At 67.9% G+C, this 24,418-nt stretch carries 17 protein-coding genes; 13 read left to right on the forward strand and 4 right to left on the reverse strand.

Annotated features, from left to right (window positions below; all coding sequences use genetic code 11):
* Positions 1 to 453: 453 nt before the first annotated feature.
* Entirely contained in the window at positions 454 to 1,158 is a 705-nt protein-coding gene (locus tag ACQY46_RS10335; protein WP_428700153.1) for a GntR family transcriptional regulator, read from the reverse strand.
* Between the two features lie 178 nt (positions 1,159 to 1,336).
* Between ACQY46_RS10335 and dctP the strand changes: the two genes are divergently transcribed.
* The 5 genes from dctP to ACQY46_RS10360 all read left to right on the forward strand — a co-directional run bounded on the left by dctP (position 1,337) and on the right by ACQY46_RS10360 (position 7,172).
* Complete coding sequence (gene dctP, locus ACQY46_RS10340) at positions 1,337 to 2,341, forward strand: TRAP transporter substrate-binding protein DctP (RefSeq protein WP_428700154.1); 1,005 nt, start codon at positions 1,337 to 1,339, stop codon at positions 2,339 to 2,341.
* Positions 2,342 to 2,501: 160 nt separating this feature from the next.
* Positions 2,502 to 2,987, forward strand: coding sequence for a TRAP transporter small permease subunit (locus tag ACQY46_RS10345; protein WP_428700155.1), 486 nt, complete (start codon positions 2,502 to 2,504; stop codon positions 2,985 to 2,987).
* Complete coding sequence (locus ACQY46_RS10350; RefSeq protein ID WP_428700156.1) at positions 2,984 to 4,300, forward strand: TRAP transporter large permease; 1,317 nt, start codon at positions 2,984 to 2,986, stop codon at positions 4,298 to 4,300. The genes ACQY46_RS10345 and ACQY46_RS10350 overlap by 4 nt, the downstream gene beginning before the upstream one ends.
* A complete protein-coding gene (locus tag ACQY46_RS10355; protein ID WP_428700157.1) occupies positions 4,297 to 5,658 on the forward strand; it encodes a malonyl-CoA decarboxylase in 1,362 nt (453 codons plus the stop codon). Before ACQY46_RS10350 ends, ACQY46_RS10355 begins: the two co-directional genes overlap by 4 nt.
* Complete coding sequence (locus ACQY46_RS10360; RefSeq protein WP_428700158.1) at positions 5,655 to 7,172, forward strand: malonate--CoA ligase; 1,518 nt, start codon at positions 5,655 to 5,657, stop codon at positions 7,170 to 7,172. Before ACQY46_RS10355 ends, ACQY46_RS10360 begins: the two co-directional genes overlap by 4 nt.
* A gap of 848 nt (positions 7,173 to 8,020) precedes the next feature.
* On the opposite strand, the gene ACQY46_RS10365 is transcribed toward ACQY46_RS10360, so the two are convergent.
* Together ACQY46_RS10365 and ACQY46_RS10370 are read right to left on the reverse strand one after the other, a co-directional pair.
* Entirely contained in the window at positions 8,021 to 8,572 is a 552-nt protein-coding gene (locus ACQY46_RS10365) for a rhodanese-like domain-containing protein (protein ID WP_428700159.1), read from the reverse strand.
* Between the two features lie 145 nt (positions 8,573 to 8,717).
* The gene (locus ACQY46_RS10370) at positions 8,718 to 10,511 is read right to left on the reverse strand and encodes a methyl-accepting chemotaxis protein (protein ID WP_428700160.1); all 1,794 of its coding nucleotides are present in this window, start codon (positions 10,509 to 10,511) and stop codon (positions 8,718 to 8,720) included.
* Positions 10,512 to 10,804: 293 nt separating this feature from the next.
* Between ACQY46_RS10370 and ACQY46_RS10375 the strand changes: the two genes are divergently transcribed.
* The 4 genes from ACQY46_RS10375 (at position 10,805) to ACQY46_RS10390 (ending at position 17,156) form a co-directional block, all read left to right on the forward strand.
* Positions 10,805 to 12,289: a helicase HerA domain-containing protein gene (locus ACQY46_RS10375; RefSeq protein ID WP_428700161.1), complete on the forward strand. Its 1,485-nt coding sequence runs from the start codon at positions 10,805 to 10,807 to the stop codon at positions 12,287 to 12,289.
* A gap of 184 nt (positions 12,290 to 12,473) precedes the next feature.
* Positions 12,474 to 12,764: a DMT family protein gene (locus ACQY46_RS10380; protein ID WP_428700466.1), complete on the forward strand. Its 291-nt coding sequence runs from the start codon at positions 12,474 to 12,476 to the stop codon at positions 12,762 to 12,764.
* Between the two features lie 200 nt (positions 12,765 to 12,964).
* On the forward strand, positions 12,965 to 14,086 hold the full coding sequence (locus ACQY46_RS10385; protein ID WP_428700162.1) for an efflux RND transporter periplasmic adaptor subunit: 1,122 nt from the start codon (positions 12,965 to 12,967) through the stop codon (positions 14,084 to 14,086).
* A gap of 1 nt (position 14,087) precedes the next feature.
* Complete coding sequence (locus ACQY46_RS10390; RefSeq protein ID WP_428700163.1) at positions 14,088 to 17,156, forward strand: efflux RND transporter permease subunit; 3,069 nt, start codon at positions 14,088 to 14,090, stop codon at positions 17,154 to 17,156.
* 796 nt (positions 17,157 to 17,952) lie between these two features.
* On the opposite strand, the gene ACQY46_RS10395 is transcribed toward ACQY46_RS10390, so the two are convergent.
* Complete coding sequence (locus tag ACQY46_RS10395; protein WP_428700164.1) at positions 17,953 to 18,708, reverse strand: IclR family transcriptional regulator; 756 nt, start codon at positions 18,706 to 18,708, stop codon at positions 17,953 to 17,955.
* Between the two features lie 294 nt (positions 18,709 to 19,002).
* On the opposite strand from ACQY46_RS10395, the gene ACQY46_RS10400 reads away from it, so the two are divergent.
* The 4 genes from ACQY46_RS10400 (at position 19,003) to ACQY46_RS10415 (ending at position 24,418) form a co-directional block, all read left to right on the forward strand.
* Positions 19,003 to 20,562 (forward strand): M81 family metallopeptidase, encoded by a 1,560-nt coding sequence (locus ACQY46_RS10400; protein ID WP_428700165.1) that lies wholly within the window; start codon positions 19,003 to 19,005, stop codon positions 20,560 to 20,562.
* A 184-nt stretch (positions 20,563 to 20,746) separates the two neighbouring features.
* On the forward strand, positions 20,747 to 22,306 hold the full coding sequence (locus ACQY46_RS10405; RefSeq protein ID WP_428700467.1) for an ABC transporter substrate-binding protein: 1,560 nt from the start codon (positions 20,747 to 20,749) through the stop codon (positions 22,304 to 22,306).
* Positions 22,307 to 22,534: 228 nt separating this feature from the next.
* Complete coding sequence (locus tag ACQY46_RS10410; RefSeq protein WP_428700166.1) at positions 22,535 to 23,476, forward strand: ABC transporter permease; 942 nt, start codon at positions 22,535 to 22,537, stop codon at positions 23,474 to 23,476.
* 57 nt (positions 23,477 to 23,533) lie between these two features.
* Positions 23,534 to 24,418, forward strand: coding sequence for an ABC transporter permease (locus ACQY46_RS10415; RefSeq protein WP_428700167.1), 885 nt, complete (start codon positions 23,534 to 23,536; stop codon positions 24,416 to 24,418).

Raw genomic sequence — 24,418 nt, forward strand, 5'->3', positions numbered from 1 at the left:
TCCGGGGCACCCTTTGTCAACGGACCCTAGTCACCAGAATCTGAAGTTCGTCACATTTCCCGGCATGCTCTGAACGAACTTCAGATTCAAGGGGGTGACTAGTAAGTTTATGTTTCTATTGTTGTTTTCGAATTTGAAATACGCTCTGGGCGTGACGCCAAAGTGAGGCGTATTTCATATTCACCACACTAGGACGTGAACTCATAATTCTGGCGAGAAACGGTATGAGGGAACGGGACTGGATACCAGGAGCAAACCCGCAGGAAACCGCCGGGTTTTCAAGGGGGTGCGACGCCGTTGCCAGCCCGTTCTCTCATACCCGGAGGGCGCCCGTCCGGCTTCGATCCGCGGCGTCATACCGCTTGACCGGGGCCCCGCCCCGGCCATCGCGGCCTTTCTGGCGGGTCATTGCCGGACCGGACGCCGTTTCCGGCACAATTATGAGTCCACGTCCTAGCCGGCGCGGCTGCGCGCCGGTTCTCCCACCGTGCTGAGCGAGGCGACGAAGTCGTTGAACCGCTCGCCCTGGATGAGGATGTGCGAGCGCAGGGCGCTTTCCGCCTTGCGGTCGTCGCCGGCCAGGATCGCGTCGACGATCTGCTGGTGCTCGGCGAGCGAACCGCCCATCCGGTTGCGCACCCGAAGCTGCAGGCGCCGATAGGGCTTCAGCCGGTTTTGCAGCGAGCGCGCCTGCTCGGCAAGGAAGCTGTTGCCGCTGCCCCGGTAGATCGCGTCGTGAAACTTCTCGTTGGCGTGGAAATAGGCGTCCGGCTCTCCGGCCGCCGCCGCTGCCTCGCAGGCCTCGTGTGCCGCCTGCAAGGCCTGGTGCTCCGACACCGTCATGCGCCGGCAGGCAAGCCTTGCGCACATCGCCTCCAGTTCCGCCATCACCTCGAACATCTCGATCAGCCGCGGGATGCCGATCTCGCGCACGAAGGCGCCGCGCCGGGGCCGGATCTCGACGAGGCCCGAGGCCGACATCTCGATCAGGGCCTCGCGGATCGGTGTTCGCGACACCTGGAATCGCGTGGCGAGCGAGACCTCGTCAAGCCGGGTGCCGGGCGGGTAGAGCCCGACGGCGATGTCGTATTCCAGCGTTTCACGCAGGGCCTGGGCGGCGCGGGTCGCCGGTTTGTGCGAAGGGGTCGAAGCGTCCATGTCGGAGAGCTTATGCAAGCGCGGCGTTCTTGTATACAAAAACCGTTGACTTGGATGCAGTCCGGTGGTTGCCTGTGGGCAGACGGAAAACGCCGGCGGGGGGCCGGTCGTCGTGCCGTCCCGAAGACACGCAAGCCGGCGGCCGCGACAAACGCCGATCGGCAGTGGGAGGAAACACATGCTCAAGAAACTGACGAGGGCCGCTCTCGGCCTGACCACCGCGCTCGCCATCGCCGTTCCGGCAGCTCATGCCGCAGACGTCGTCCTCAAGGCCTCGCACCAGTGGCCGGGCGGCAAGGGCGACGTGCGCGACGAGATGGTCCAGATCCTCGCCCGCGAGGTCGCCAAGGCCGGTGTCGGCGTCGAGATCAAGGTCTATCCGGGCCAGTCGCTGTTCAAGGCGCGCGAGCAGTGGGGCGCCATGACCAAGGGCCAGCTCGACATTTCCGCCTTCCCGCTGGACTATGCCTCGGGCCGCCATCCGCAGTTCTCGGCGACGCTGATGCCGGGCCTGGTGCGCAACCATGACCGCGCCGCCCGCCTCAACACCTCGCCCTTCATGGACGACATCAAGAAGATCGTGAACGATGCGGGCGTGGTCGTCATCGCCGATGCCTGGCTTGCCGGCGGCTTCGCCTCCAAGAAGCAGTGCATCACCTCGCCCGAGACCATGCAGGGCCAGGTGACCCGCGCCGCCGGTCCCGCCTTCGAGCAGATGCTGGTGGGCGCTGGTGCGTCGATTTCCTCGATGCCGTCCTCGGAGATCTATACCGGCCTCCAGACCGGCGTGCTCGATGCGGCCAACACCTCGTCCGGCTCGTTCGTCTCGTATCGCCTCTACGAGCAGACCACCTGCCTGACGGCGCCCGGCGCCAACGCGCTGTGGTTCATGTACGAGCCGATCCTGATGTCGAAGCGCAGCTGGGACCAGCTGTCGAAGGAGCAGCAGGACGCACTGTTGGCGGCCGGCAAGGTGGCCGAGGACTATTTCGCCGGCGAGGCCAAGGGGCTCGACGCCAAGATGGCCGAGACGTTCAAGAGCGCCGGCGTCGAGGTTGTCGAGATGAGCCCGGAGAACTATGACGCCTGGCTCTCGATCGCCAAGGAGACGTCCTACAAGAACTTCTCCGAGAACGTTCCCGGCGGCGAGGAGCTGATCGCCAAGGCGCTTGCCGTCGACTGATCCGCAAACGGCAACCGCCGGCCGGCCCGGCCGGCGGTTCGCCCCGGATCGCCGTTAACGCCCCGACCGACCATCTTCACGAGCGGCCCGTACCTTCTCAGGCGCGGGCCTCCCGGCGGCGGCTTGCCGCCTGCCGGTCGAACCTGGAACATAAAAGGCGATGTCTTTCTACATTTCAGCGGTTTCGGCCGTGTCGCGGGCGCTCGGCGTCGTCGCGATGGTGCTGACCGGCACGGCCGCGCTCGTCGTCACCCACATGGTGATCGTGCGCTACTTCCTCAACGGCTCGACCATCTGGCAGACCGAATACGTCATCTACGCGCTGGTCGCGGCGACCTTTCTCGGTTCGCCCTACGTGCTGCTGCACAAGGGCCACGTCAATGTCGACCTGTTCCAGCTGCGCGCCTCGCCGCCGGTCCGCCGGCTGCTGCAGACCCTGTCGGGCCTCGTCGGCATCGCCTTCTGCGCGCTGCTTGCCTGGTCCGGCTGGACCTATTTCCACGAGGCCTGGTCCTATGGCTGGCGCACCGACACGGTCTGGGCGATCCCGCTGTGGATCCCCCTGCTGCCGCTGCCGCTCGGCATCGGCATGATGGTGCTGCAATACATCGCTGAAATCATGAAGATCCATGGAGGCGCGAAATGACGCCCATGCTCTGGGGCGCCGGCGTCCTTGTCGGCCTGCTCGGCCTGCTGGCCATCGGCACGCCGATCGCCTTCGCGCTCGGCCTCGTCTCGATCGTCGCGCTCATCCTCGCCGATGGCTGGGGCAGCGTGTCGATCCTCGGCGAGACCTTCTTCGGCGGTCTCGCCTCCTTCGGCCTCGTGTCGATCCCGATGTTCATCCTGATGGGCGCGGCGGTGTCCTCCTCGCCCGCCGGCAAAGACCTCTACGAGGCCCTCGACCGGTGGCTGAACCGGGTGCCGGGCGGTCTCGTGCTCTCCAATCTCGGCGCCTGCTCGATCTTCGCCGCGCTTTCCGGCTCCTCGCCGGCGACCTGCGCCGCGATCGGCAAGATGGGCATCCCGGAGATGACCAAGCGCGGCTATCCGAACGAGATCGCCGCCGGTTCCATCGCCGCCGGCGGCACGCTCGGCATCCTCATCCCGCCATCGATCACCATGATCGTCTACGGTATCGCCACCGAGACCTCCATCGGCCGGCTGTTCCTTGCCGGCCTGCTGCCCGGCGCCATGCTGACGGCGTTGTTCATGGCCTGGACGATCTATGATTGCCATCGCCGGGGCATCGGCCTCGACGCGCTCGGCCGGCGCTTCTCGTTCAGGGAGCGGCTGGAGGTGCTGCCCCGGGTGCTGCCCTTCCTCGGCATCATCCTCGCCATTCTCTACGTGCTCTACGGGGGCGTCGCGACGCCCTCGGAGGCGGCCGGCGTCGGCGCGCTGTTCTGCCTGATCTTCGTCGCCCTGATCTACCGCCTCTGGAAGCTGTCGCTCTACAGCACCCTGTTCCGCGACACGCTGAAGGAGAGCGTGATGATCATGATGATCATCGGCGCCTCGGAGCTGTTCTCCTTCGCGCTCTCCTCGCTGTTCATCACCCAGACCATCGCCGAATGGATCGCGGCGCTCGATGTGAACAGGTGGGTGCTGATGGCGATCATCAACGCCTTCCTGCTGTTCGCCGGCTTCTTCCTGCCGCCGGTCGCCGTGATCCTGATGACCGCGCCGATCCTGCTGCCGATCATCATCCAGGCGGGCTTCGATCCCTACTGGTTCGCGGTCATCCTCACCATCAACATGGAAATCGGCTTGATCACACCGCCCGTGGGCTTAAATCTCTACGTGATCAACGGGATCGCGCCGAACATCACGCTCGGCGAGATCCTGCGCGGCTCGCTCCCCTATGTCGGCTGCATGGTCGCGGGGATCGTGCTCCTGTGCCTGGTGCCGGAGATCGCGCTCTGGCTGCCGAACCTGTTGATGGGACCCGCCTTATGAACCGCAGCAGCTTCTTCAACGACCTCCTTGCCTCGATCGCGGAACAGGGACGGCACCTGCTCGACCTGCGCCGCGAGCGCATCCCCAGCGGCCGGGCGCTGGGCGAACTGTGCGAGGCGCTGCTTTCGGGGCGCGGCGAGGCGTCGGGCGTGGCGCTCGCCCGGGACGTGCTGACGAGCTATGCGGGGCTGTCGGCGGAGGAGCGGGTGGCGTTCTTTCAGGAGCTGCACGAGCGTTTCGGCGCGAACCGGGAAAACGTCGAGGCCGCCGCCCGCGCGGTGATCGAGGCGCCGGACGACGATGCGCGCCTGCGCCAGTTGCACGCGGTCTCGGAGCCGCGCCGGCAGGAGCTGATCCGCCGGCTGAACCTGGCGCCCGGCGGCACCTCGGCGCTCGTCAGGATGCGCAAGGACCTGATCGACGCGCTGCGCGCCAATCCGGCCCTGCGCGAGGTCGACCGCGATTTCGAACACCTGTTCTCGTCCTGGTTCAATCGCGGCTTCCTGGTCATGCAGCGCATCGACTGGTCGACGCCGGCGGTGATCCTGGAACGCATCATCCGCTACGAGGCGGTGCACGAAATCAGCGACTGGAACGACCTGCGCCGCCGCATCGACCTGGCCGACCGCAGGCTCTATGCCTTCTTCCATCCGGCGCTGGTCGACGATCCGCTGATCTTCGTCGAGGTGGCGCTGACCCGCGACATTCCCGGCGCGATCCCGCCGATTCTGGCGGAGGGCCGCGACGAGCTTGCCGCGGCCGAAGCCGGCACCGCCGTCTTCTACTCGATCTCCAACTGCCAGGAGGGCCTGCGCGGCATCTCCTTCGGCAATTTCCTGATCAAGCAGGTGGTGGAGGAACTGCGCCGCGACCTGCCCAACCTGAAGACCTTCGTGACCCTGTCGCCGGTGCCCGGTTTCCGTGCCTGGCTGGCATCGGCGCTGGAAAGCGGCGAGCCGCCACTGCCCGCGCTCGTCTCCGAAGAGCTGCGCGGGATGCTGGAGGCGGACACCGGCGAACCCTTGCCGGAGACCGCGCGCGAACCGCTCAAGGCGCTTTGCGCGCATTATCTGGTGCGCGAGAAACGCGGCGGCCAGCGGCCGCTCGATCCGGTCGCCCGCTTTCATCTGGGCAATGGCGCGCGGCTGGAACGCGTCAACTGGAACGCCGATCCCTCGCGCAACGGGTTGCGCCAGTCCTACGGGCTGATGGTCAATTACCTTTACGATCTCGGCCATATAGAGAAGAACCACGAAGCCTTCGCGGCGAATGGCGTGGTGGCCGCCGCCAGCGGCGTCACCCGCCTGCTGAAAGCCGTCCCCGAACAGAAAAAACAGACACCGGACCCCGTCGCATGACGCAAGAAAACCATCTCTTTTCCCAGATCCTCTCGGCTGTCCGCGACGAAGCGGCGCCCTTCCTGGAGACGCCGGCCGGCGAGGTCACCACCTATGGCGGTCTCATCGGACGCTCGGCCGCCTTCGCCAACGCGCTCGTCGCGCTGGGCGTAGCGCCCGGCGACCGCGTCGCGGTGCAGGTGGAGAAATCGCCGGAAGCCCTGATGCTTTACCTCGGCACGGTGCGCGCCGGCGCCATCTTCCTGCCGCTCAACACCGCCTATACGCCGGCGGAGATCGACTATTTCGTCGGCGACGCCAAACCGGCGCTGCTGGTCTGCGATCCGGCGCGGCTTGACGCGCTGAAGGGCGTTGCGGGCAAGGTCGGCGCGAAGGTCGAGACGCTCGACGCCGACGGCAGGGGCAGCCTGCGCGCGCGGGCCGACGCGGCCGCGACGACATTCTCCGACATCGCGCGCGGGCCCGGCGACCTCGCAGCGATCCTCTACACGTCCGGCACGACGGGCCGCTCGAAGGGCGCCATGCTCTCCCACGAGAACCTCGCCTCGAACGCGCGGGTGCTGTGCGACTACTGGAAGTTCACCGAACGGGACGTGCTGTTGCACGCACTGCCGATCTTCCACACGCACGGGCTCTTCGTCGCCACCAACGTGACGCTGCTGGCCGGCGGGTCGATGCTGTTCCTGCCGAAATTCGACCTCGCCGACGTCTTGCGGCTGATGCCGCGCGCCACGACGATGATGGGCGTGCCGACCTTCTATGCGCGGCTTCTCGGCACCGACGACTTCACCCGCGAGCTGGCCGCCCACATGCGGCTCTTCGTGTCGGGCTCCGCGCCGCTTTCGGCCGAGGTGCACAAGGCCTTCAGCGCCCGCACGGGTCATGCGATCCTCGAGCGCTACGGCATGACCGAGACCAACATGAACACCTCCAACCCCTATGAGGGCGACCGCCGTCCGGGGACGGTGGGCTATCCGCTGCCCGGCGTCGAACTGCGCATCGCCGATCCCGACAGCGGCACGGTGCTGGCGCAAGGCGAGGTCGGCGTCATCGAGGTGAGGGGGCCGAACGTCTTCCAGGGCTACTGGCAGATGCCGGAAAAGACCGCGTCCGAATTCCGCGCCGACGGCTTCTTCATCACCGGCGACATGGGGCTGGTCGACGAGCGCGGCTATGTCGCCATCGTCGGCCGCTCCAAGGACCTGATCATCACCGGCGGCTTCAACGTCTATCCGGCCGAGGTCGAGGCGGTCATCGACGAGATCGGGGGCGTTGCCGAAAGCGCGGTGATCGGCGTGCCGCATGCGGATTTCGGCGAGGGCGTCGTCGCAGTGGTCGCCCCCCACAAGGGCGTCTCGCTCGATCCCGAGGCGGTGATCGCGCCGCTGGCGGACAAGCTGGCGAAGTTCAAGCAGCCCAAGCGCGTCTACGTGCTTCCCGAACTGCCGCGCAACACGATGGGCAAGATCCAGAAGAACGTGCTGCGCGACATGTACAAGGACACGTTCGGCTGAGGGCTATGGGCGGGGCGGGCAATCGCGTCGCGCCCCGGCAACCGGCCCGGCTTCCTCCGGATGCGGCAGGACCGTTGCGTAGCATTTGCGGCTTTACCGCAGCCTCTCTGGGAACGAATGGGCCCCGGGTCGCGCTGCGCTTGCCCGGGGTGACGGCCGAGGATGGGGTGGCGGTTGTGAACCGTCCTCGCTGTTGTGGGGTGACGGCCTGAGCGTGGGGTGCCGCTGGAGAGCCGGAACCGATTGCCCCCGGCGGGAGAAAAGCGCGAGCGCTTGCCTCCCCACGGACGTCATCCCGGACTTGATCCGGGATCCATTGGCAACCCCGGAGGGCGTGATCACTCCCGCCGGTCGCGGCAGGCTTGGGTCTGCGCTGCCAATGGGTCGGATCGGTGTGCGACCGCCGCGTCCCCGTCACCGCCGCTCTGGGAACGAATGGGCCCCGGGTCGCGGCTTCGCCTTGCCCGGGGTGACGGCCTGAGGATGGGGTGTCGGTGGAGAGCCGGAACCGATTGACCCCCGGCGGGAGAAAAGCGCGAGCGCTTGCCTCCCCACGGACGTCATCCCGGACCTGATCCGGGATCCATTGGCAACCCCGGCGGGCGTGATCACTCCCGCCGGTCGCGGCAGGCTTGGGTCTGCGCTGCCAATGGGTCGGATCGGTGTGCGACCGCCGCGTCCCCGTCACCGCCGCTCTGGGAACGAATGGGCCCCGGGTCGCGCGATGCTTGCCCGGGGTGACGGCCTGAGGGTGGGGCGGCGGTTGAGAACCGTCCTCGCTGTTGTGGGGTGACGGCCTGAGGATGGGGTGGCGGTGCACCCGCCTCAGAACAGGTTCTCGACCGTGGTCAGGCCGAGCACCGTCCAGTCCTGCATGCCGCCGCGATAGTAGTGGATCTTCGTCGCCGGGAAGCCCTCGCGCACCATCGCCTTGATCGCCTGCGGCTCTGGCCGCAGGCCGGGCCGTTGCAGAAGGCGAAGACGTCGAGCGCGGCCGAACAGTCCCAGCTGCCCTGGGTGCCCTCGCAGCCGAGTTCGTCGAGGCGCATGGCGACCTCGGTATAGGGAATGTGGATCGACCCGGGGATGGTGGATTTCACCCGCCATTCCGTCGTGCGCATGTCGACGACACGGGCGCTCTCGTCCTGCAGCGCGGCCAGCACCTCAAGCTCGCCCGCCGCATGGACGCCCGGCACCGGGATCATCGGCTGCAGCACCCCGCCGATCAGCTGCACCTCGTTCTTCTGCCGGGTGATCTCCACCGGGCCGTCCTCGGTCTCGACCGTCACCGAGGTGACGTCGGGCCCGATCTGCAGATCCTCGGCGGCAAGGAGCGGAAGCGGTGCGGCGGCAAGGCCGGCGGCACACAGGGCGGTCAACAGGGCGGTCAACAGGCGCATTCGATATCCTCCCGGATGGGCCGCCATCAGCAGCCTCTCGTTACACATGCATGATTTCGAATGTGAGCGGGAAAAGCAAGCGTTCTTGCAGGCCTCGCGCGTGCCCCTGGCGACCGGAGCAGCTGCCCCGGCCGTGGCACGCCTTTCAGCCGTGATGCCGGCAGGCGGCGGCGGGCTTGCCGGCGTGACGCTCCGCGTCCTTCAGGTCATCGGCGAGAACGCCGGCGAAGCTGTCGAGGGCCGACAGCACCTGGTTGCTTGCTGTCTCGAGCTCGCCGAGCCGCGTCGCCGTGGTGCCGGCATCGCCGGCGGCATGCGCCTCGAGCGCCGCGCGGGCGGCGTCGTGGACCTTCCGATGCGGCTCCCTGATGGCGGCATAGGCGGGATGGGCGCGGATGCGCTCGTCGGTGACGGCGTCGTACCAGCGGCCGAGCCGGCAGCCGTGGTGGTCGGGCACGGCCTGCGCCGTCCACGTGTCGCGGCCCAGGATCGTGTCGACGACCCGCTTCTTGAACAGGACGTGGTCGATCTTCGCCATCTCGCACAGGGAGCGGTGCGAGCCCTCGTCGAACCAGCTGCGGGCATTGGCCTCGAAGCGCTTGTTGCTGGTCTCCAGGGTGGTGCTCATCGACAGGAGCTGGCTGTCGTTCTCGACGGCGAGGTCGGCGACGCCGGCGATGCTCTCCGCGATCTCCTGGCTGGCGTCCTTCTGCTGCTGCAGGATCGCGGAAATATCCTGCATGCGCCCCGACACCTCGGCGATCTGCGTGCCGATCGAGACCATGCGCTCGTTGGCGCCCTCGATGGTCTGCTGGCCGCGCTCCACCGCCTCCCGCGATCCGGCGATAGACTGCTGGGTCGTCACCATGCCGGCCTGCAGGGCGGCGATGCGCCGGGTGATGTCGTCCGTCGCGCGCGCCGCCTGGGTGGCGAGGTTCTTCACCTCGCTGGCGACGACGGCAAAGCCCTTGCCGGCCTCGCCCGCGCGGGCGGCCTCGATCGTCGCGTTGAGCGCCAGGAGGTTGGTCTGGTTGGCGATGCTCTCGATCACCGACAGGAACTCGCCGATCTGCTCGGACGCCGTCTGCAGGTCGGCGAGGTTCTGCGCGCTTTCCTGGGAGGCGGAGGCGATATCGGCCATCCGGCCGGAGACGTCCCGCATGGCGCGCAGGCCCTCCGCCACGGCCTCGTTGGTGGCATCCGCCATCCGCGCCGCGCCGTCGCTGTTCTCGGCGATCTGTTCCACCGAGGTCACCAGCTCCGCCGCCGCCGCCGAGATTGCCTGTCCGCCCTCGCGTGCCCTTCGCGTGTTGCGCGACAGGGTCGCCATGCTGACCGCGACGTCGTTGATGTCGGAAACGGTGCCGGCCAGGCTTGTCAGCGAGGCCAGTTCGGTGTCGCGCCGGTTCTCCTCGGCGCGCTGGCCCAGCACGCCCGTCTCGTAGGCGTCATAGGAGACGATCATGTCGAGGAAGGCACGGCTGACAAGCGTCTGCAGCGCCTCGGCGAGCCGGCCCGGACTGAGGCGGTGGTGGCGGGTCACGGCCGGGATCGCCTCGACCAGCAGCCGGCCATAGGAGGCGAGATACCACTTCGGCTCCAGCCCGATGCGCACATGCGCCTCGCCGATGCGCTTGGCGCGGGCCTCGAACTCGCCATCGGGCGGATTGTTGAAGATATGGTCCCAGTGGCCCATCTGGGCTCCCTTGAGACGGGCCACCTGGTTGCCGGAACGGCCGAGCTTTTCGGCGAGCTCGGGAGTGTCGCCGATCGATGCATAGAAGGCATCGAGAATGTCCGGCATCGCAGGCTTCAGGTTGCGCCAGAGCGCGCGGGCCTGCTCGACATCGAAATGGTCCGCGCCGACGAAGCGGGCGATCTCCTGGCTGAGACGTTCCTGTTTCGGCGCGGGGTCGGCTTTGCGTGCAACTGGGCTCATCGTCGTTCCTTGGGGGGAGGCAGGCGCGTGTGTGGGGTCACGTTTCGGCGCGCCGGGTAAACAAGGCGCTAACAGTTCTCGATCAATGAATGTTTTGGGGGGCTTGCCGTCGCGGCGCCCGGAACTGTCCCCTGTTTCCGTCCGTTTGCGCCACACCGGCTTTGGCCGGAGGGGCGAATCGCCGATAGTGCTGAAAAGCGACCCTGCGGATGGCCCGCCTGCGCGCGGCGCGCGCGCGACGCCGTTATGGCGTCCGGGCCGTCCTGTTCCGACCACACGAGACCATTGCCAGAATGACAGTCAGTATCGACATGGGCGAGGTGAGGGGCGTGGGGGCGTCCGCGCCCTGCACCTTCGACCTTGAGGAACTGCTTGCCACCCGGCTTCTGGTCCAGGGCAATTCCGGGTCGGGAAAATCGCATCTGCTGCGCCGGCTGCTCGAACAGAGCGCGCCCTGGGTGCAGCAGGTGATCGTCGACCCGGAAGGCGACTTCGTCACCCTGTCGGACCGTTTCGGCCATGTGGTGGTCGACGCGGCGGGAAGCGAGCGGGATCTCGCGGTGATCGCCACACGGGTGCGCGCGCACCGCGTTTCCGTCGTGCTCAACCTGGAAGGGCTGGAGCCCGACCGCCAGATGAAGGCGGCGGCGGTGTTTTTGAACGCGCTGTTCGAGGCCGAGCGCGATCACTGGTACCCGGTGCTTGTCGTCGTCGACGAGGCACAGCTCTTCGCGCCCGCCGCCTCCGGCGACACCGGCGAGGAGGCGCGCCGCGTTGCGCTCGGCGCCATGACCAACCTGATGTGCCGTGGCCGCAAGCGCGGCCTGGCAGGGGTGATCGCCACCCAGCGCCTGGCGAAGCTTGCCAAGAACGTCGCCGCGGAAGCCTCCAACTTCCTGATGGGCCGGACGTTCCTCGACATCGACATGGCGCGCGCCGCCGACCTGCTCGGCATGGAGAAGCGCCAGGCGGAGGCCTTCCGCAATCTCGACCGGGGGCATTTCGTGGCGCTCGGCCCGGCCGTCTCGCGCCGTCCGATGACGGTGCGCATCGGCGCGGTGGAAACCACCGGGCGCGGCGGCGGTCCGAAGCTGACGCCGCTGCCGCAGGCGCGGCCCGAGGAATTGCAGGATCTCCTGTTCCAGCCGGCCAGCAGCGGCGAGCGCAGCGCGGCCGAGCGTCCGCCGACGCCGCAGGTGGTGCCGGCCTCCGAGGTTCTGGAGCGGCTGACGCGGCAGGCGGCGGCGCGCGAGGCGGCCGTCGAGGCCGAGCCGCTCGACCGCGAGACGCATGAAAAGTCGGTTGCCGCACTGATCGCGGAACTGCTTGGCGACGGCGAGGCGGCGTTCCAGCCGGTTGCCGCGCTCTACCAGGACTTTCTCGTACGCTGCCGCATCGCCCGCCTGCCGGGCCGTCCGCCGGAACTGGCCGAGTTCCGCCAGCGCGTGGCGCTTGCCCGTGCCGGCGTCGAACCGAGCGACGTCGATCCGGCCGTCTGGTCGGCGGCGGAGACGGTCGCCGCCAGCCTTCCGGAGGAGATGCGCGGCGTCTACCTGCTGATCGCCAAGGCGGCGCTGGAGGGGCGGGTCTGCCCGCCCGACGCGGAGATCGCGCGCGCCTACGGCACCCGCTCGCCGGGGCGGGCGCGCTGGCTGCTGACCCATATGGAGGAGCAGGGCGTGCTGGTCTGCGTCAACGACCTGCGCGGCAACCGCATCGTCACGCTGACCGACCTCGACTGCCAGACGGCCGCGCCCGGTTCCCGCGCCGCCGGCTGAGTGCTCGCCGGGCGAATGAACCGGCGCCGGGCCTGCGATTTTTCCGCTCGCGCCAGATCGCGGCTCGTGTCAAATGCCGTGATCAGCGTCCTGTTCCGGAGATCCCCGCTTGACCGCCCTGCCTGCCGCCGGCCCGCTGGTGCCGCTCGCGACGATCGGACTGCTCATCGCGTCCAATGTCTTCATGACCTTCGCCTGGTACGGGCACCTGAAGTTCAAGACGGCGCCGCTCGTCGTGGTGATCCTGGCGAGCTGGGGCATCGCCTTCTTCGAGTATCTGTTGCAGGTGCCGGCCAACCGTATCGGTCACGGGGTGTTCTCGGCCGCCGAACTGAAGACCATCCAGGAAGTGATCACCCTTGGCGTCTTCGCCGTTTTCTCCGTTGCCTATCTGGGCGAGGAATTGCGCTGGACCCATTTCGCCGGCTTCACGCTGATCGCGGCCGGTGCGGGCCTCGTCTTCTACAGGCCGTAGCGCGAAACGCCGGGCTCCCGCTGCCCGGTCTTTCGCCTTGTCAGTACTGACGCTGCTATCTATTCTTGCCACGTGGTTTCACGCATGCGCGGCAACCGTCCGGACGCAGACAGCGCACCGGGGCGAGGAGCGCCAGGCGGCAAGCCGCTGAACAGGCCCTGCCGCGAACCGCGGCCGGCCGGCGCCGAGGTTGCCCGACAATGCGTTTGTGGAATTTGCCTGCCCTTGGCACTGCCGGCCTTGCCCTCGTCCTGGCCGGGGGCGTCACCTATCTGAGCCGGTCCGAGGGTCCGGTCTCGATCGCCTCGCTGCTGCCGGCCTCCGCCTCGACGGAGCCTGCGCGCGGGCAGGGCGGCGAGAAGCGCCGGCCTGCGGTCGCCGTCGAGACCGCGCCCGTGAACGTCCACGATATCGTCGAGGACATTCGCGCCTTCGGCACGCTCGTCGCCAATGAATCCGTCGTCATCTCGCCGGAGATCGCCGGCCGCGTCGCGCGCCTCGCCTTTACCGAGGGGCAGCAGGTCAAAGCCGGCGACGTGCTGGTGGAGCTGGATGCCGAAATCCTCAAGGCCGAGCTCGACAAGGCCCGTTCCGAGGTGTCGCTCGCCGAGGCCAATTTCGAACGGGCCCGCAAGCTCGCCGAGCAGGGCAGCGGCACGCTGCGCGCCCGCGACGAGACGGCCCAGGCCCGCATCGCCGCGCAGGCCAACCTGTCGCTGGCCGAGGCGCGCCTGGCCAAGACCTCCATCGAGGCGCCGTTCGCCGGCACGGTCGGCTTCCGCACGATCAGCGCCGGCGCCTATCTCAGCCCGGGTGACCGGATCGTCGAACTGGCCAGCACCGACCCGCTGAAGGTCGAGTTCCGGGTGTCGGAAACCCACCTGGCGAAGCTCGGCAAGGGGCTCTCCGTGCAGGTCTCCGTCGACGCGCGCCCCGGCGAGGAGATCGCCGGCAAGATCACCGCCATCGATCCCGTCGTCGACGTTTCGGGGCGCGCCATCCGCCTGCGCGCCGAGGTACCGAACCCGGACGGCCGCCTGTCGCCGGGCCTGTTCGCCCGCATCCGCATTGTCATCGAGGAACGGCCCGAGGCGCTGCTGGTGCCCGAGGCGGCGATCTTCCAGGATGGCGGGCGGCTTTATGTCTACCGCATCGAGGAGGGGCGCGCCGTCAAGACGCCGGTGGAGATCGGCCTGCGCCGGCCGGGCGACGTGGAGATCACCGGGGGGCTGAAGCGCGAGGCGGTGGTGGTCACCGCCGGACAGCTGCTGTTGCGGGACGGAGCCACGGTCGACATCGTCGACGGACCGAAGGGCTCCTGAGATGGGCCTGCTCGAGTTCTTCGTCCGCAAGCCGGTCTTCGCCTCCGTCGTCAGCCTGATGATCGTGCTGCTCGGGCTGGTCTCCTTCTCGCGGCTGTCGCTGCGCGAGTACCCCAACATCGACCCGCCGGTCGTCTCCGTGCGCACCGACTATCCCGGCGCCAGCGCGCAGATCATCGAATCCCAGGTCACCCAAGTGCTCGAGGGCTCCATCGCCGGCATCGGCGGCGTCGAGATCCTGGAAAGCCGCTCGCGCCCGGAATCGAGCCGCATCACCGTGCGCTTCCTGCTCTCCGTCGATCCGGACGAGGCGGCCAACGACGTGCGCGACCGGGTCAGCCGGGTGCGCGGGCGCCTGCCCGACGAGGTCTCCGAACCGGTCGTCTCCAAGGTCGAGGCGGATGCCCAGTCGATTATCTTCATCGCCCTGACCAGCGACCGCAACACCCCCATCGAGGTGTCCGACTACGCCGACCGCTACATCAAGGACCGGTTGCAGAACCTGCCGGGCGTTGCCGAGGTGCGCATCTTCGGCGAGCGCCGATACGCGATGCGGGTGTGGGTCGACCGCACGAGGCTGGCCGCCTACGACCTGACCGTCCAGGATGTCGAGCTTGCCCTGCGCCAGCAGAATGTCGAGGTGCCCTCGGGGCGGATCGAGAGTTTCGACCGCGAGTTCACGGTGCTTTCGCGCACCGGGCTGACCACCAGCGAGCAGTTCCGCCGGATCGTCGTCAAGGACGCGAACGGCTTCTCCGTCCGCCTCGGCGACGTCGCGCGGGTGGCGGTGGGGCCGGAGGACGAGCGCCGGACGACACGCTACAAGGGCGACAATGCGGTCATCCTGGGCGTGGTCAAGCAGGCGACGGCCAATCCGCTCGACGTGTCGGGGGCGATGAACGAGGCGATGCCCGACATTCGCCGCGACCTGCCGGCCGGCATGAACGCCGACATCGCCTATGACAAGTCGATCTTCATCGACCGTTCGATCGAGGCGGTGTTCATGACCATCGCGGAGGCGGTGGTGCTGGTCGTGCTGGTGATCTTCTTCTTCCTGCGCTCGCTGCGCGCCACGCTGATCCCGCTGGTCACCATCCCGGTCTCGCTGATCGGCGCCTGCACGGTGATCTACGCGCTCGGCTTTTCCATCAACACGCTGACCCTGCTCGCCATGGTGCTGGCCATCGGCCTTGTCGTCGATGACGCCATCGTGGTGCTGGAGAACATCCACCGGCACATCGAGAACGGCATGAAACCGGTGCGCGCCGCGATCACCGGCATCCAGGAGATCTCCGGTGCCGTCGTCGCGATGACGCTGACGCTTGCCGCCGTCTATGCGCCCGTCGCCTTCGCGGCCGGCCGGACGGGCAAGCTGTTCACCGAGTTTGCCCTGACGCTCGCCGCCGCGGTGCTGATGTCCGGCCTGGTGGCGCTGACGCTCTCGCCGATGATGTGCGCCAAGCTGCTGCGCGAGCACGAGAAGCCCGGCCGTCTTTCCGCCGCGCTGGAGCGCGGTCTCGACGCGGTCAACGAGGCCTACCGGCGGGCGCTGGTGCTGTCGCTCAAGGTCCGCTGGCTGGTGGTTCTGCTCGTCTTCGCGGTCGCCGGCGGGTCCTGGATGCTGCTGACGACGCTGAAATCGGAACTCGCCCCGCTCGAGGACCGGGGCGTGCTGTTCCTGAGCGGCTCCGCTCCCGAAGGCGCGACCATCGACTTCACCAGCCGCTACGGCTTGCAGGTCGAGGAGATCATCGGCGCGGTGCCGGAGGTGAATTCCTTCTTCGTCATCGCCGGCTCGCCGGAGGTCAACGACATCACCTCCTTCTCGCAGCTGGCACCCTGGGAGACCCGCACGCGCAGCCAGATCGAGATCGGTGCCGAGCTGCAGCCGCAGATCCGCCGGGTCGCGGGCCTGCGCGCCTCGGTCAACAATCCCGGCTCCTTCGGCGTCAGCCCGCGCTCGCGCCCGATCGAGTTCATGATCCTCACCTCCGAGCCCTACGAGCGGCTCGACGAGATGGTCAATTCCTTCCTCGACGCGATCTCCCAGAACCCCGATCTCGTCAACATCAACAGTGATCTCAGCCTCAACAAGCCGCAGATCGAGGTCGAGCTCGACCGCGACCGGGTCGCCGACGTGGGCGCGGGAGTGCTGACCGTCGGGCGGACGATGGAGACGCTGCTCGGCGGGCGCAAGGTCACCCGCTTCAACATGAACGGCGAGCAGTATGACGTGATCGTCCAGGTCGATCCGTCCGACCGCCGCACGCCGGGCGACCTGCAGGACATCTACGTGCGCGGCCAGGGCGGCGCGATGGTGCAGCTCTCCAACCTGATCAGCGTGCGCGAGAGCGTGTCGCCGAAGGAGCTGAACCGCTTCAACCAGCTGCGCGCCGCCAAGATCTCCGGCAACCTGGCGCCCGGCTATTCGCTCGGCGAGGCACTCGACTATCTGGAGGCGACGGCGGCCACCGTGCTGCCGTCGAGCGCGCGCACGGATTATGGCGGGGTGTCGCGCGAGTTCCGCCAGACGGGTTCGAGCCTGGCCTTCATCTTCGTGCTGGCGCTCGGCTTCATCTATCTGGTGCTTTCCGCCCAGTTCGAGAGCTTCGTCGATCCCTTCATCATCATGCTGACGGTGCCGCTCTCCATGCTCGGCGCGCTTGCCGCGATGCACTACACGGGCGGGACGCTGAACATCTACAGCCAGATCGGGCTGGTGACCCTGATCGGCCTGATCACCAAGCACGGCATCCTCATCGTCCAGTTCGCCAACCAGCTCCAGGAGGCGGGGCAGGGCAGGCGCGAGGCGGTGATCGAGGCCGCGGCGCTGCGCCTGCGCCCGATCCTGATGACCACCGGCGCGATGGTGTTCGGCGCGGTGCCGCTGGCGCTGGCCGGCGGGGCGGGCGGCGAGAGCCGACAGGCGATCGGCTGGGTCATCGTCGGCGGCATGAGCTTCGGCACGGTGCTGACGCTGTTCGTCGTGCCGACCGCCTACACGCTGTTCTCCCGCGACCGGGCGAAGATCCGCGCGGGCGGCGGCGCAAGCACCCAGCCGGCGGAATAGGGCGGGCTGCCGGGCTGCTGATGTCGGCGGACCGGCACGCGGATGCCGCGCTCCTGTCGCCTCCGCTCTGGGAACGAATGGGCCCCGGGTCGCGGCTTCGCCTTGCCCGGGGTGACGGCATGAGGATGGGGCGAGGGCGGCAGAGTGCCGACTGCGCCGCGTGATGCGGGAGTGTGAGCATCGCCACACGCACCCCTCTCCCCCCTTGAGGGGGAGATGTCCCCGAAAAGGGGACAGAGGGGGGAGCGGGCACCAACCAATCCTGCCGTCTCATGCTGCTGGCGACACGCTGGCCCTTGCCCCCCTCTCAGGCCGTCATCCCTCCGCGCGGCCATCGACACGTCGGCCTTTGCCCTCTCTCGGACGTCATCCCCGCCCCCGAGCGGGGATCCATTGGCAACCCCGGCGGATGTGGTGGTCTCAGCCGGTTGCGGCGGGCGTGGAGCCCTTTGCCGCTCGCGGGCGGGAACGCGGTCGTCGCCGCTAGCGGACGGGACCGGCACGCGGATGCCGCGCTCCTGTCGCCTCCGCTCTGGGAACGAATGGGCCCCGGATCTCGCGATGCTCGTCCGGGGTGACAGCCGAGTATGAGGTGGCGATTGAGAACCGTCCTCGCTGTTGTGGGATGACGGCCCGGGGGCGGGGCTGCCACGCGGCAACACCATCGGCAAGTCGCTGGAAGCATGGGAAGCGCGCCTGCGGCGCTTCTCATTCGCTGGATTCCTGCTCTGGCCATGCAGCTGCGCTGCCGGCCGTCCGGAATGACGGGAGAGGGTGGCAGCGCCTCCTCGGCCTCTCACGCCCGGCTGAGCGCGCGGGCGGTCGACTGGGCGAGGGGCGCGAATTTCTGGCAGAACTCCTCCGGCTGCCATTCCGACAGCGAGCCGGCGACATGGATCGCGGCGACCGGGCGCCCGTCCGGCCCGGTGATGGCGACGCCGAGCGCGATCTCGCCCGGCACCACCTCCTCCAGCGCGCAGGCATAGCCGACCTGGCGTGCCTCGTGCACCTTGTCCCGGATCGCTTGCGGATCGGTGATGGTGCGCATCGTGATTGGCCTGAGGTCGGAACGGGCGAGGATGCCGTCGACTTCCGCATCGGACAGAAGCGCCAGGATGGCCCGTCCCCCGCTTGCACAAAATGTCGGCACGGCGTGCCCGATAAGTGCCGCGAAGAAGGTCTCCCGCTTGCTCTGGTTGCGCGCCGCATAGACCACGCGCAGGTCGTCGAACAGGCTGAGATCGACACGCTCGTGCACATGGCGCCGCATTTCCTGCAGCACCGGCGTTGCCCGCTCGACCAGCGGATTGAGGCGCAGATAGTCGAGCGAATGGTCGAGCAGGCGCAGGCCCGGCACGAAGCCGCGATCCGTCGCGTCGCGCTCGATATAGCCCAGCTTGCGCAGGGTATGGACGAATCGCTGGGCAGCGCTCTTGTCCATCTTCCCGGCCGCGGCGATTTCCGTCAGCGTCATCGGGGCGTCGGCCTGGTGGAACGCGGACAGCACCTGCATGGCGCGGGCGACCGAGCGGACGAATAGGGGATCGCTCATCTGCTCCTCCGGCGTGCCGGCATCCGGCCTGGCCCGCGGCCACCAACCTGTCATTCGCGTTCCCCAGCTCTCGACATGCTCATTAAACGGCATTGACTCGCCGTCTCGCTGAACCTTATCGTAAATAATAATACGAATGTATTGCAATATAATACACGAGGGGTCGGCATTGGTCATTCGTAGAGTTGCATCCTCCCGCAGGCCGGGCTGGCCGGCGACACGGTTTGCGAGTACCGACCGCGCGCCGCGCCTTCGCGCCGGCTCGCTCGCCCCCTCGGGCGTGGGGCGCCGGTCATGACCCGCCGCGTTGCCCTTGCCGGTTTTCTCCACGAAACCAATACGTTCGCTCCTTCTCTCGCGACCATGGCGCAGTTCGAGCAGGGCGGCGGTTATCTGCCGATCTCGCGCGGAACCGAAATCCTGGAACGCTGCGGCGACGTCAATCTCGGCATCTCGGGTGCTGTCGCGCATGCCCGCAAGGCCGGCTGGGACATGGTCCCGGTGCTGTGGACGGGCGCGATCCCTTCAGCCCATGTGACGCGCGATGCCTATGAACGGATCGCCGGCGAAATCGTCGGGGGCATCGCCGCCGCCCACCGCGCCGCGCCGCTCGACGGCGTCTGCCTCGACCTGCACGGGGCGATGGTGGCCGAGCATCTGGAGGACGGCGAGGGCGAGCTGATCGCCCGGGTGCGCGCGGTCGTCGGACCGGATGTGCCGATCGCCGTCAGCCTCGACCTGCATGGCAACACGACGCGGCAGATGGTCGGCGCTGCCGATTTCCTCGTCGCCTTCCGCACCTACCCGCATGTCGACATGGCCGAGACGGGCCGGCGCGCGGCCGAAGGGCTCGACCGGATCATGGCGCGGGGACGGCCCTTCGAAAAAGCCTTCCGCCAGTTGCCCTTCCTGATCCCGATCCCCTGGCAGTGCACCTTCATCGAGCCGGCCAGGAGCCTCTATGCCGAACTCGGGGCACTCGAGGGCGGCGAGGTCGCGAGCCTGTCCTACTGGATGGGCTTTCCGGCTGCCGACATTGCCGAGTGCGGCCAGAGCGTGCTTGCCTATGGCGAGACGCAGGCGGCCGCCGATGCCGCTGCCGACCGGCTGGTGGCGCGGGTCATGGAAAGCGAGAGCGCCTTTGCCGGGCGCGCCTTCTCACCCGACGAGGGTGTTGCCGAGGCGATGCGCATCGCCGCCTCAGCAAACCGGCCCGTCGTCATCGCGGACACCCAGGACAACCCGGGCGCCGGCGGCGATTCCAACACGACCGGCATGCTGCGGGCGCTGCTGCGCAACGGTGCGAGGAACGCCGCGCTCGGCCTGATGGTCGATCCGGCCGCCGCCCGTGCAGCCCACGAGGCCGGCGAGGGCGGCGAGATCGCCATCGCGCTCGGCGGACAGTCGAACGTGCCCGGCGACGCGCCGTTCGAGGGGACTTTCCGCGTCGAGGCGCTGTCGAACGGCGACCTGCACGCGACCGGCCCCTACTATGGCGGCACCCGCATGAATGTCGGCCCGTCCGCCTGCCTTGCCATCGACGGCGTCAGGATCGCCGTCGCCAGCCACAAGGCACAGATGGCGGATCTTGCCATGTATCGCTTCGTCGGCATCGAGCCGACGGAAATGGCGATCCTCGTCAACAAGAGCTCGGTGCATTTTCGCGCCGACTTCGACCCGATCGCCGAGACGGTGCTGGTGTGCACCGCGCCCGGCCCGATGCCGCTCGATCCGGCGAGCCTTGCCTGGACGCGGCTACGGCCGGGCATGCGCCTGTCGCCCGGCGGTCCCGTTTTCGGCGATCCGGCTGGAGCGCCGGCAACGCCATCCGAACTGCATGTCCTGGAGGGCTGACCCGCGAGGCAGCGGAGATCCCCGAGGCGTGTACTGAAAGCCGGGCAACGATCCGGCCAAGAAAGAAAAGAACCGACTGCCTTAACCAGAAAAGGGAAGCACGATGCTGCATCTTGAAGACATTCGACACGACACCAGGACCGCCCGGTCGTGGTCGGGCCGCGCCCGCACCGCGATTGCCGGCATGCTCGCCGCCGCGCTGCTGGCGGGTACCGGCATGGTCTCGCCGGCCGTGGCCGAGGGCAAGACGATCACCGCCGTGATGCATTCGGGCCTGCGCGTCCTCGACCCGATCATCACCACCGCGCATATCTCGCGCAACCACGCCTACATGATCTACGACGTGCTCGTCGCCGTTGACGAGAACTTCAAGCCGCAGCCGCAGATGGCCGACTGGACCGTTTCCGACGACGGTCTCGTCTACACCTTCACCCTGCGCGACGGCCTCAAGTTCCATGACGGCGCGCCGGTCACCTCCGCCGACGCCATCGCCTCGCTGACGCGCTGGGGCAAGCGCGATTCCGGCGGCCAGTTGCTCTTCGACATCACCGAGAGCCTTGAGGCCAAGGACGACAAGACCTTCGCCTGGACGCTGAAGAGCCCGTTCCCGGCGCTGCTCGACACGGTCGGCAAGCAGTCGGCGCTGCCGCCCTTCATCATGCCCGAGCGCGTCGCCAGCGGTTCCGCCGACCAGGCGGTCACCGACTACACCGGCTCCGGTCCCTTCATCTTCGTCGAGGAAGAGTACCAGCCGGGCGTTTCGGTCACCTACCGCAAGAACGAGGACTATGTCCCGCGCGACGAGCCGGCGAGCTGGATGGCCGGCGGCAAGGTGGTCAAGGTCGACGAGGTCAAGTGGGTGACCATGCCGGACGCCCAGACCGCGATCAACGCGATCATGTCGGGCGAGATCGACTATATCGAGCAGGTGCAGATCGACCTCTTGCCGATCCTCGCCAGCAGCGAGGACGTCACCGTCGAGACCCGCGACGATCTCGGTTACCAGACCATCGGCCGGATGAACTTCAAGCATCCGCCCTTCGACAACAAGAAGGTCCGCCAGGCCGCCCAGATGGCGCTCAGCCAGGCTGACGTCCTCGGCACGCTGATCGGCAACGCCGACTACTACACGGTTTGCGGCGCGATCTTCGGTTGCGGCACGCCGCTCGCCGACGAAACCGGCGCGGAGACGCTGATCTCCGGCGGCGACGTCGAGGGCGCCAAGAAGCTGCTGGCGGAATCCGGCTATGACGGAACCCCGATCGTGCTGATGCAGCCGACCGACGTCGTCAGCTTGACGGCACAGCCGGTGGTGGCCGCCCAGGCCATGCGCAATGCCGGCTTCAACGTCGACATGCAGCCGATGGACTGGCAGACGCTGGTGACGCGTCGCGCCAGCCAGGCGAAGCCCTCCGAGGGCGGCTGGAACATCTTCTTCACCAACTGGCTGGTGCCGGAGATCAACTCGCCGCTGATCAGCCCGATGCTCAACGGCCGCGGCGACGCGGCCTGGTTCGGCTGGCCGACGGACGAGACGATGGAGGCTCTGAAGGCCGAGTTCATCGCCGCCGACACGCCGGAGAAGCAGAAGGAAGTGGCCTCGCGGATCCAGAAGCACACGCTCGACAACGTGCTCTACATCCCGCTCGGCCAGTATGCCTCGCCGCAGGCGCGCAGCAACAAGCTGACGGGCATGCTCTCCTCGCCGGTTCCGGTCTTCTGGAACGTCGAGAAGGCCGACTGAGACGCGTCATGACATGTCCCGTCCGGTTTCGCGCCGGACGGGACATGCCCGGATGAAAGGGCGGGGCGCGACGCGCCCTTGCGGCACCGGCGGGTTCGCCGGCCGGTGCCGCGTGCCCGCCGGGCACTGCGGCCGCCGCCCCGCGGGCAGCGGCGACACCGAGAAGAGGCCCCGAACGGGGCTCGGGCCTCAAACGGCCCGCAACGCCTCAAAGGACAGCGCGATCCGATGCTAGGCTATATCCTCAGGCGAGTTCTCGCCGTCATTCCGGTGATGATCATCGTCGCCGTCTTCGTCTTCCTGCTGCTGCGGCTGACGCCGGGAGATCCGGCCGCCATCATCGCCGGCGACATGGCGACGCCGGCGCAGCTGGAACGCATCCGCCAGTCGCTCGGCCTTTCCGATCCCTTGCATGTGCAGTTTCTCACCTGGGTCGGGCTGTTGATGAAGGGGGAGCTCGGCACCTCGCTGATCTCCAACACGCCGGTGACCCAGATGATCGGCCAGCGCATCTGGCCGACGGTCAACATCGCCGTCATGACCATCGTGCTGTCGGTGCTGATCGCCGTGCCGATGGGCGTGCTCGCCGCCTGGCGGCACCGCACCTGGGCCGACTACGCGGTGATGAGCTTCTCCGTGCTCGGCTTCTCGATCCCGGTCTTCGTCATCGGCTACATCTTCATCCAGGTCTTCTCCATCGAGCTGCGCTGGCTGCCGGTGCAGGGCTACACGGCGCCCTCGCAGGATTTCGGCAAGTTCCTGGCCCGCGCCATCCTGCCCTGCCTGACGCTGGCGACGATCTATGTGGCGCTGATCGCCCGCATGACCCGCGCCTCGATGCTGGAAGTGCTCGGCGAGGACTATATCCGCACCGCCCGGGCCAAGGGCGTGAAGGAGAAGGTCGTTCTCTTCCGCCATGCGCTGCGCAACGCGGCGGTGCCGATCCTGACCATCATCGGCACCGGCTTCGCGCTGCTGATCGGCGGCGTCGTCGTCACCGAGAGCGTCTTCAACATTCCCGGCATCGGGCGGTTGACCGTCGACGCGATCCTGGCCCGCGACTATCCCGTCATCCAGGGCATGATCCTGCTGACCAGCGGCCTCTACGTCTTCATCAACCTGCTCATCGACCTGTCCTACACGCTGTTCGACCCGAGGATCCGCTACTGATGACCAGCCCGTATCCGATCCGACCCGGTCCGCGCGCCGCCAGCGGGAGGGCCGCCCATGCGCTCTGACATTCAACCCGCCTCCCGCCTGCAATGGCTTTTCGGCGCCGTCGCGCTGCCGGCCAACTGGCGGCTCGGCACCGGCCCGATGCTGGCCGCCATCGTGCTGGCGGTGATCGTCGTCGCGGCGCTGCTCGCCCCGCTCATCGTGCCGCACGACCCGATGACGATGGATGCGGTGCAGCGCCTCAAGGGGCCGAGCGAGATGTATCCGCTGGGCACCGACGCCTATGGCCGCGACGTGCTCTCCCGCGTCGTGACGGGCGGCCAGGTGTCGCTCTTCATCGGCATCGGCGCGGCGGTGGTCAGCGTGCTGATCGGTCTCGTCATCGGCCTTGTCTCGGGCTTCTTCCGCATGGCCGACGCGATCATCATGCGGATCATGGACAGCCTGATGGCGATCCCCTCGATCCTGCTCGCCATCGCGCTTGTCGCGCTCAACGGCCCGAGCATCTGGTCGGTGATGGCGGCGATCACCATTCCCGAGATCCCGCGCGTGGTGCGGCTGGTACGCTCGGTCGTGCTGTCGGCGCGCGAGGAGCCCTATGTGGAGGCGGCGATCGCGCTCGGCTCCTCCATGCCGAAGATCCTCTGGCAGCACCTGATGCCCAACACGCTGGCGCCGCTCACGGTGCAGGGCACCTATATCTGCGCCTCGGCGATCCTGACGGAGGCGATCCTGTCCTTCCTCGGCGCCGGCGTTTCGACCGAGATCCCGACCTGGGGCAACATCATGGCCGAGGGCCGGGTCTACTTCCAATTGAAGCCGTCGCTGATCTTCTGGCCGGGTCTGCTTCTGTCGCTGTGCATCCTGTCGATCAACCTGCTTGGCGACACGGCCCGCGACCTGCTCGATCCGCGCCTGAAGAAGCGGGAGGGATGA

Source organism: Stappia sp., assembly GCF_965276915.1.
Classification (GTDB): Bacteria; Pseudomonadota; Alphaproteobacteria; order Rhizobiales; family Stappiaceae; genus Stappia.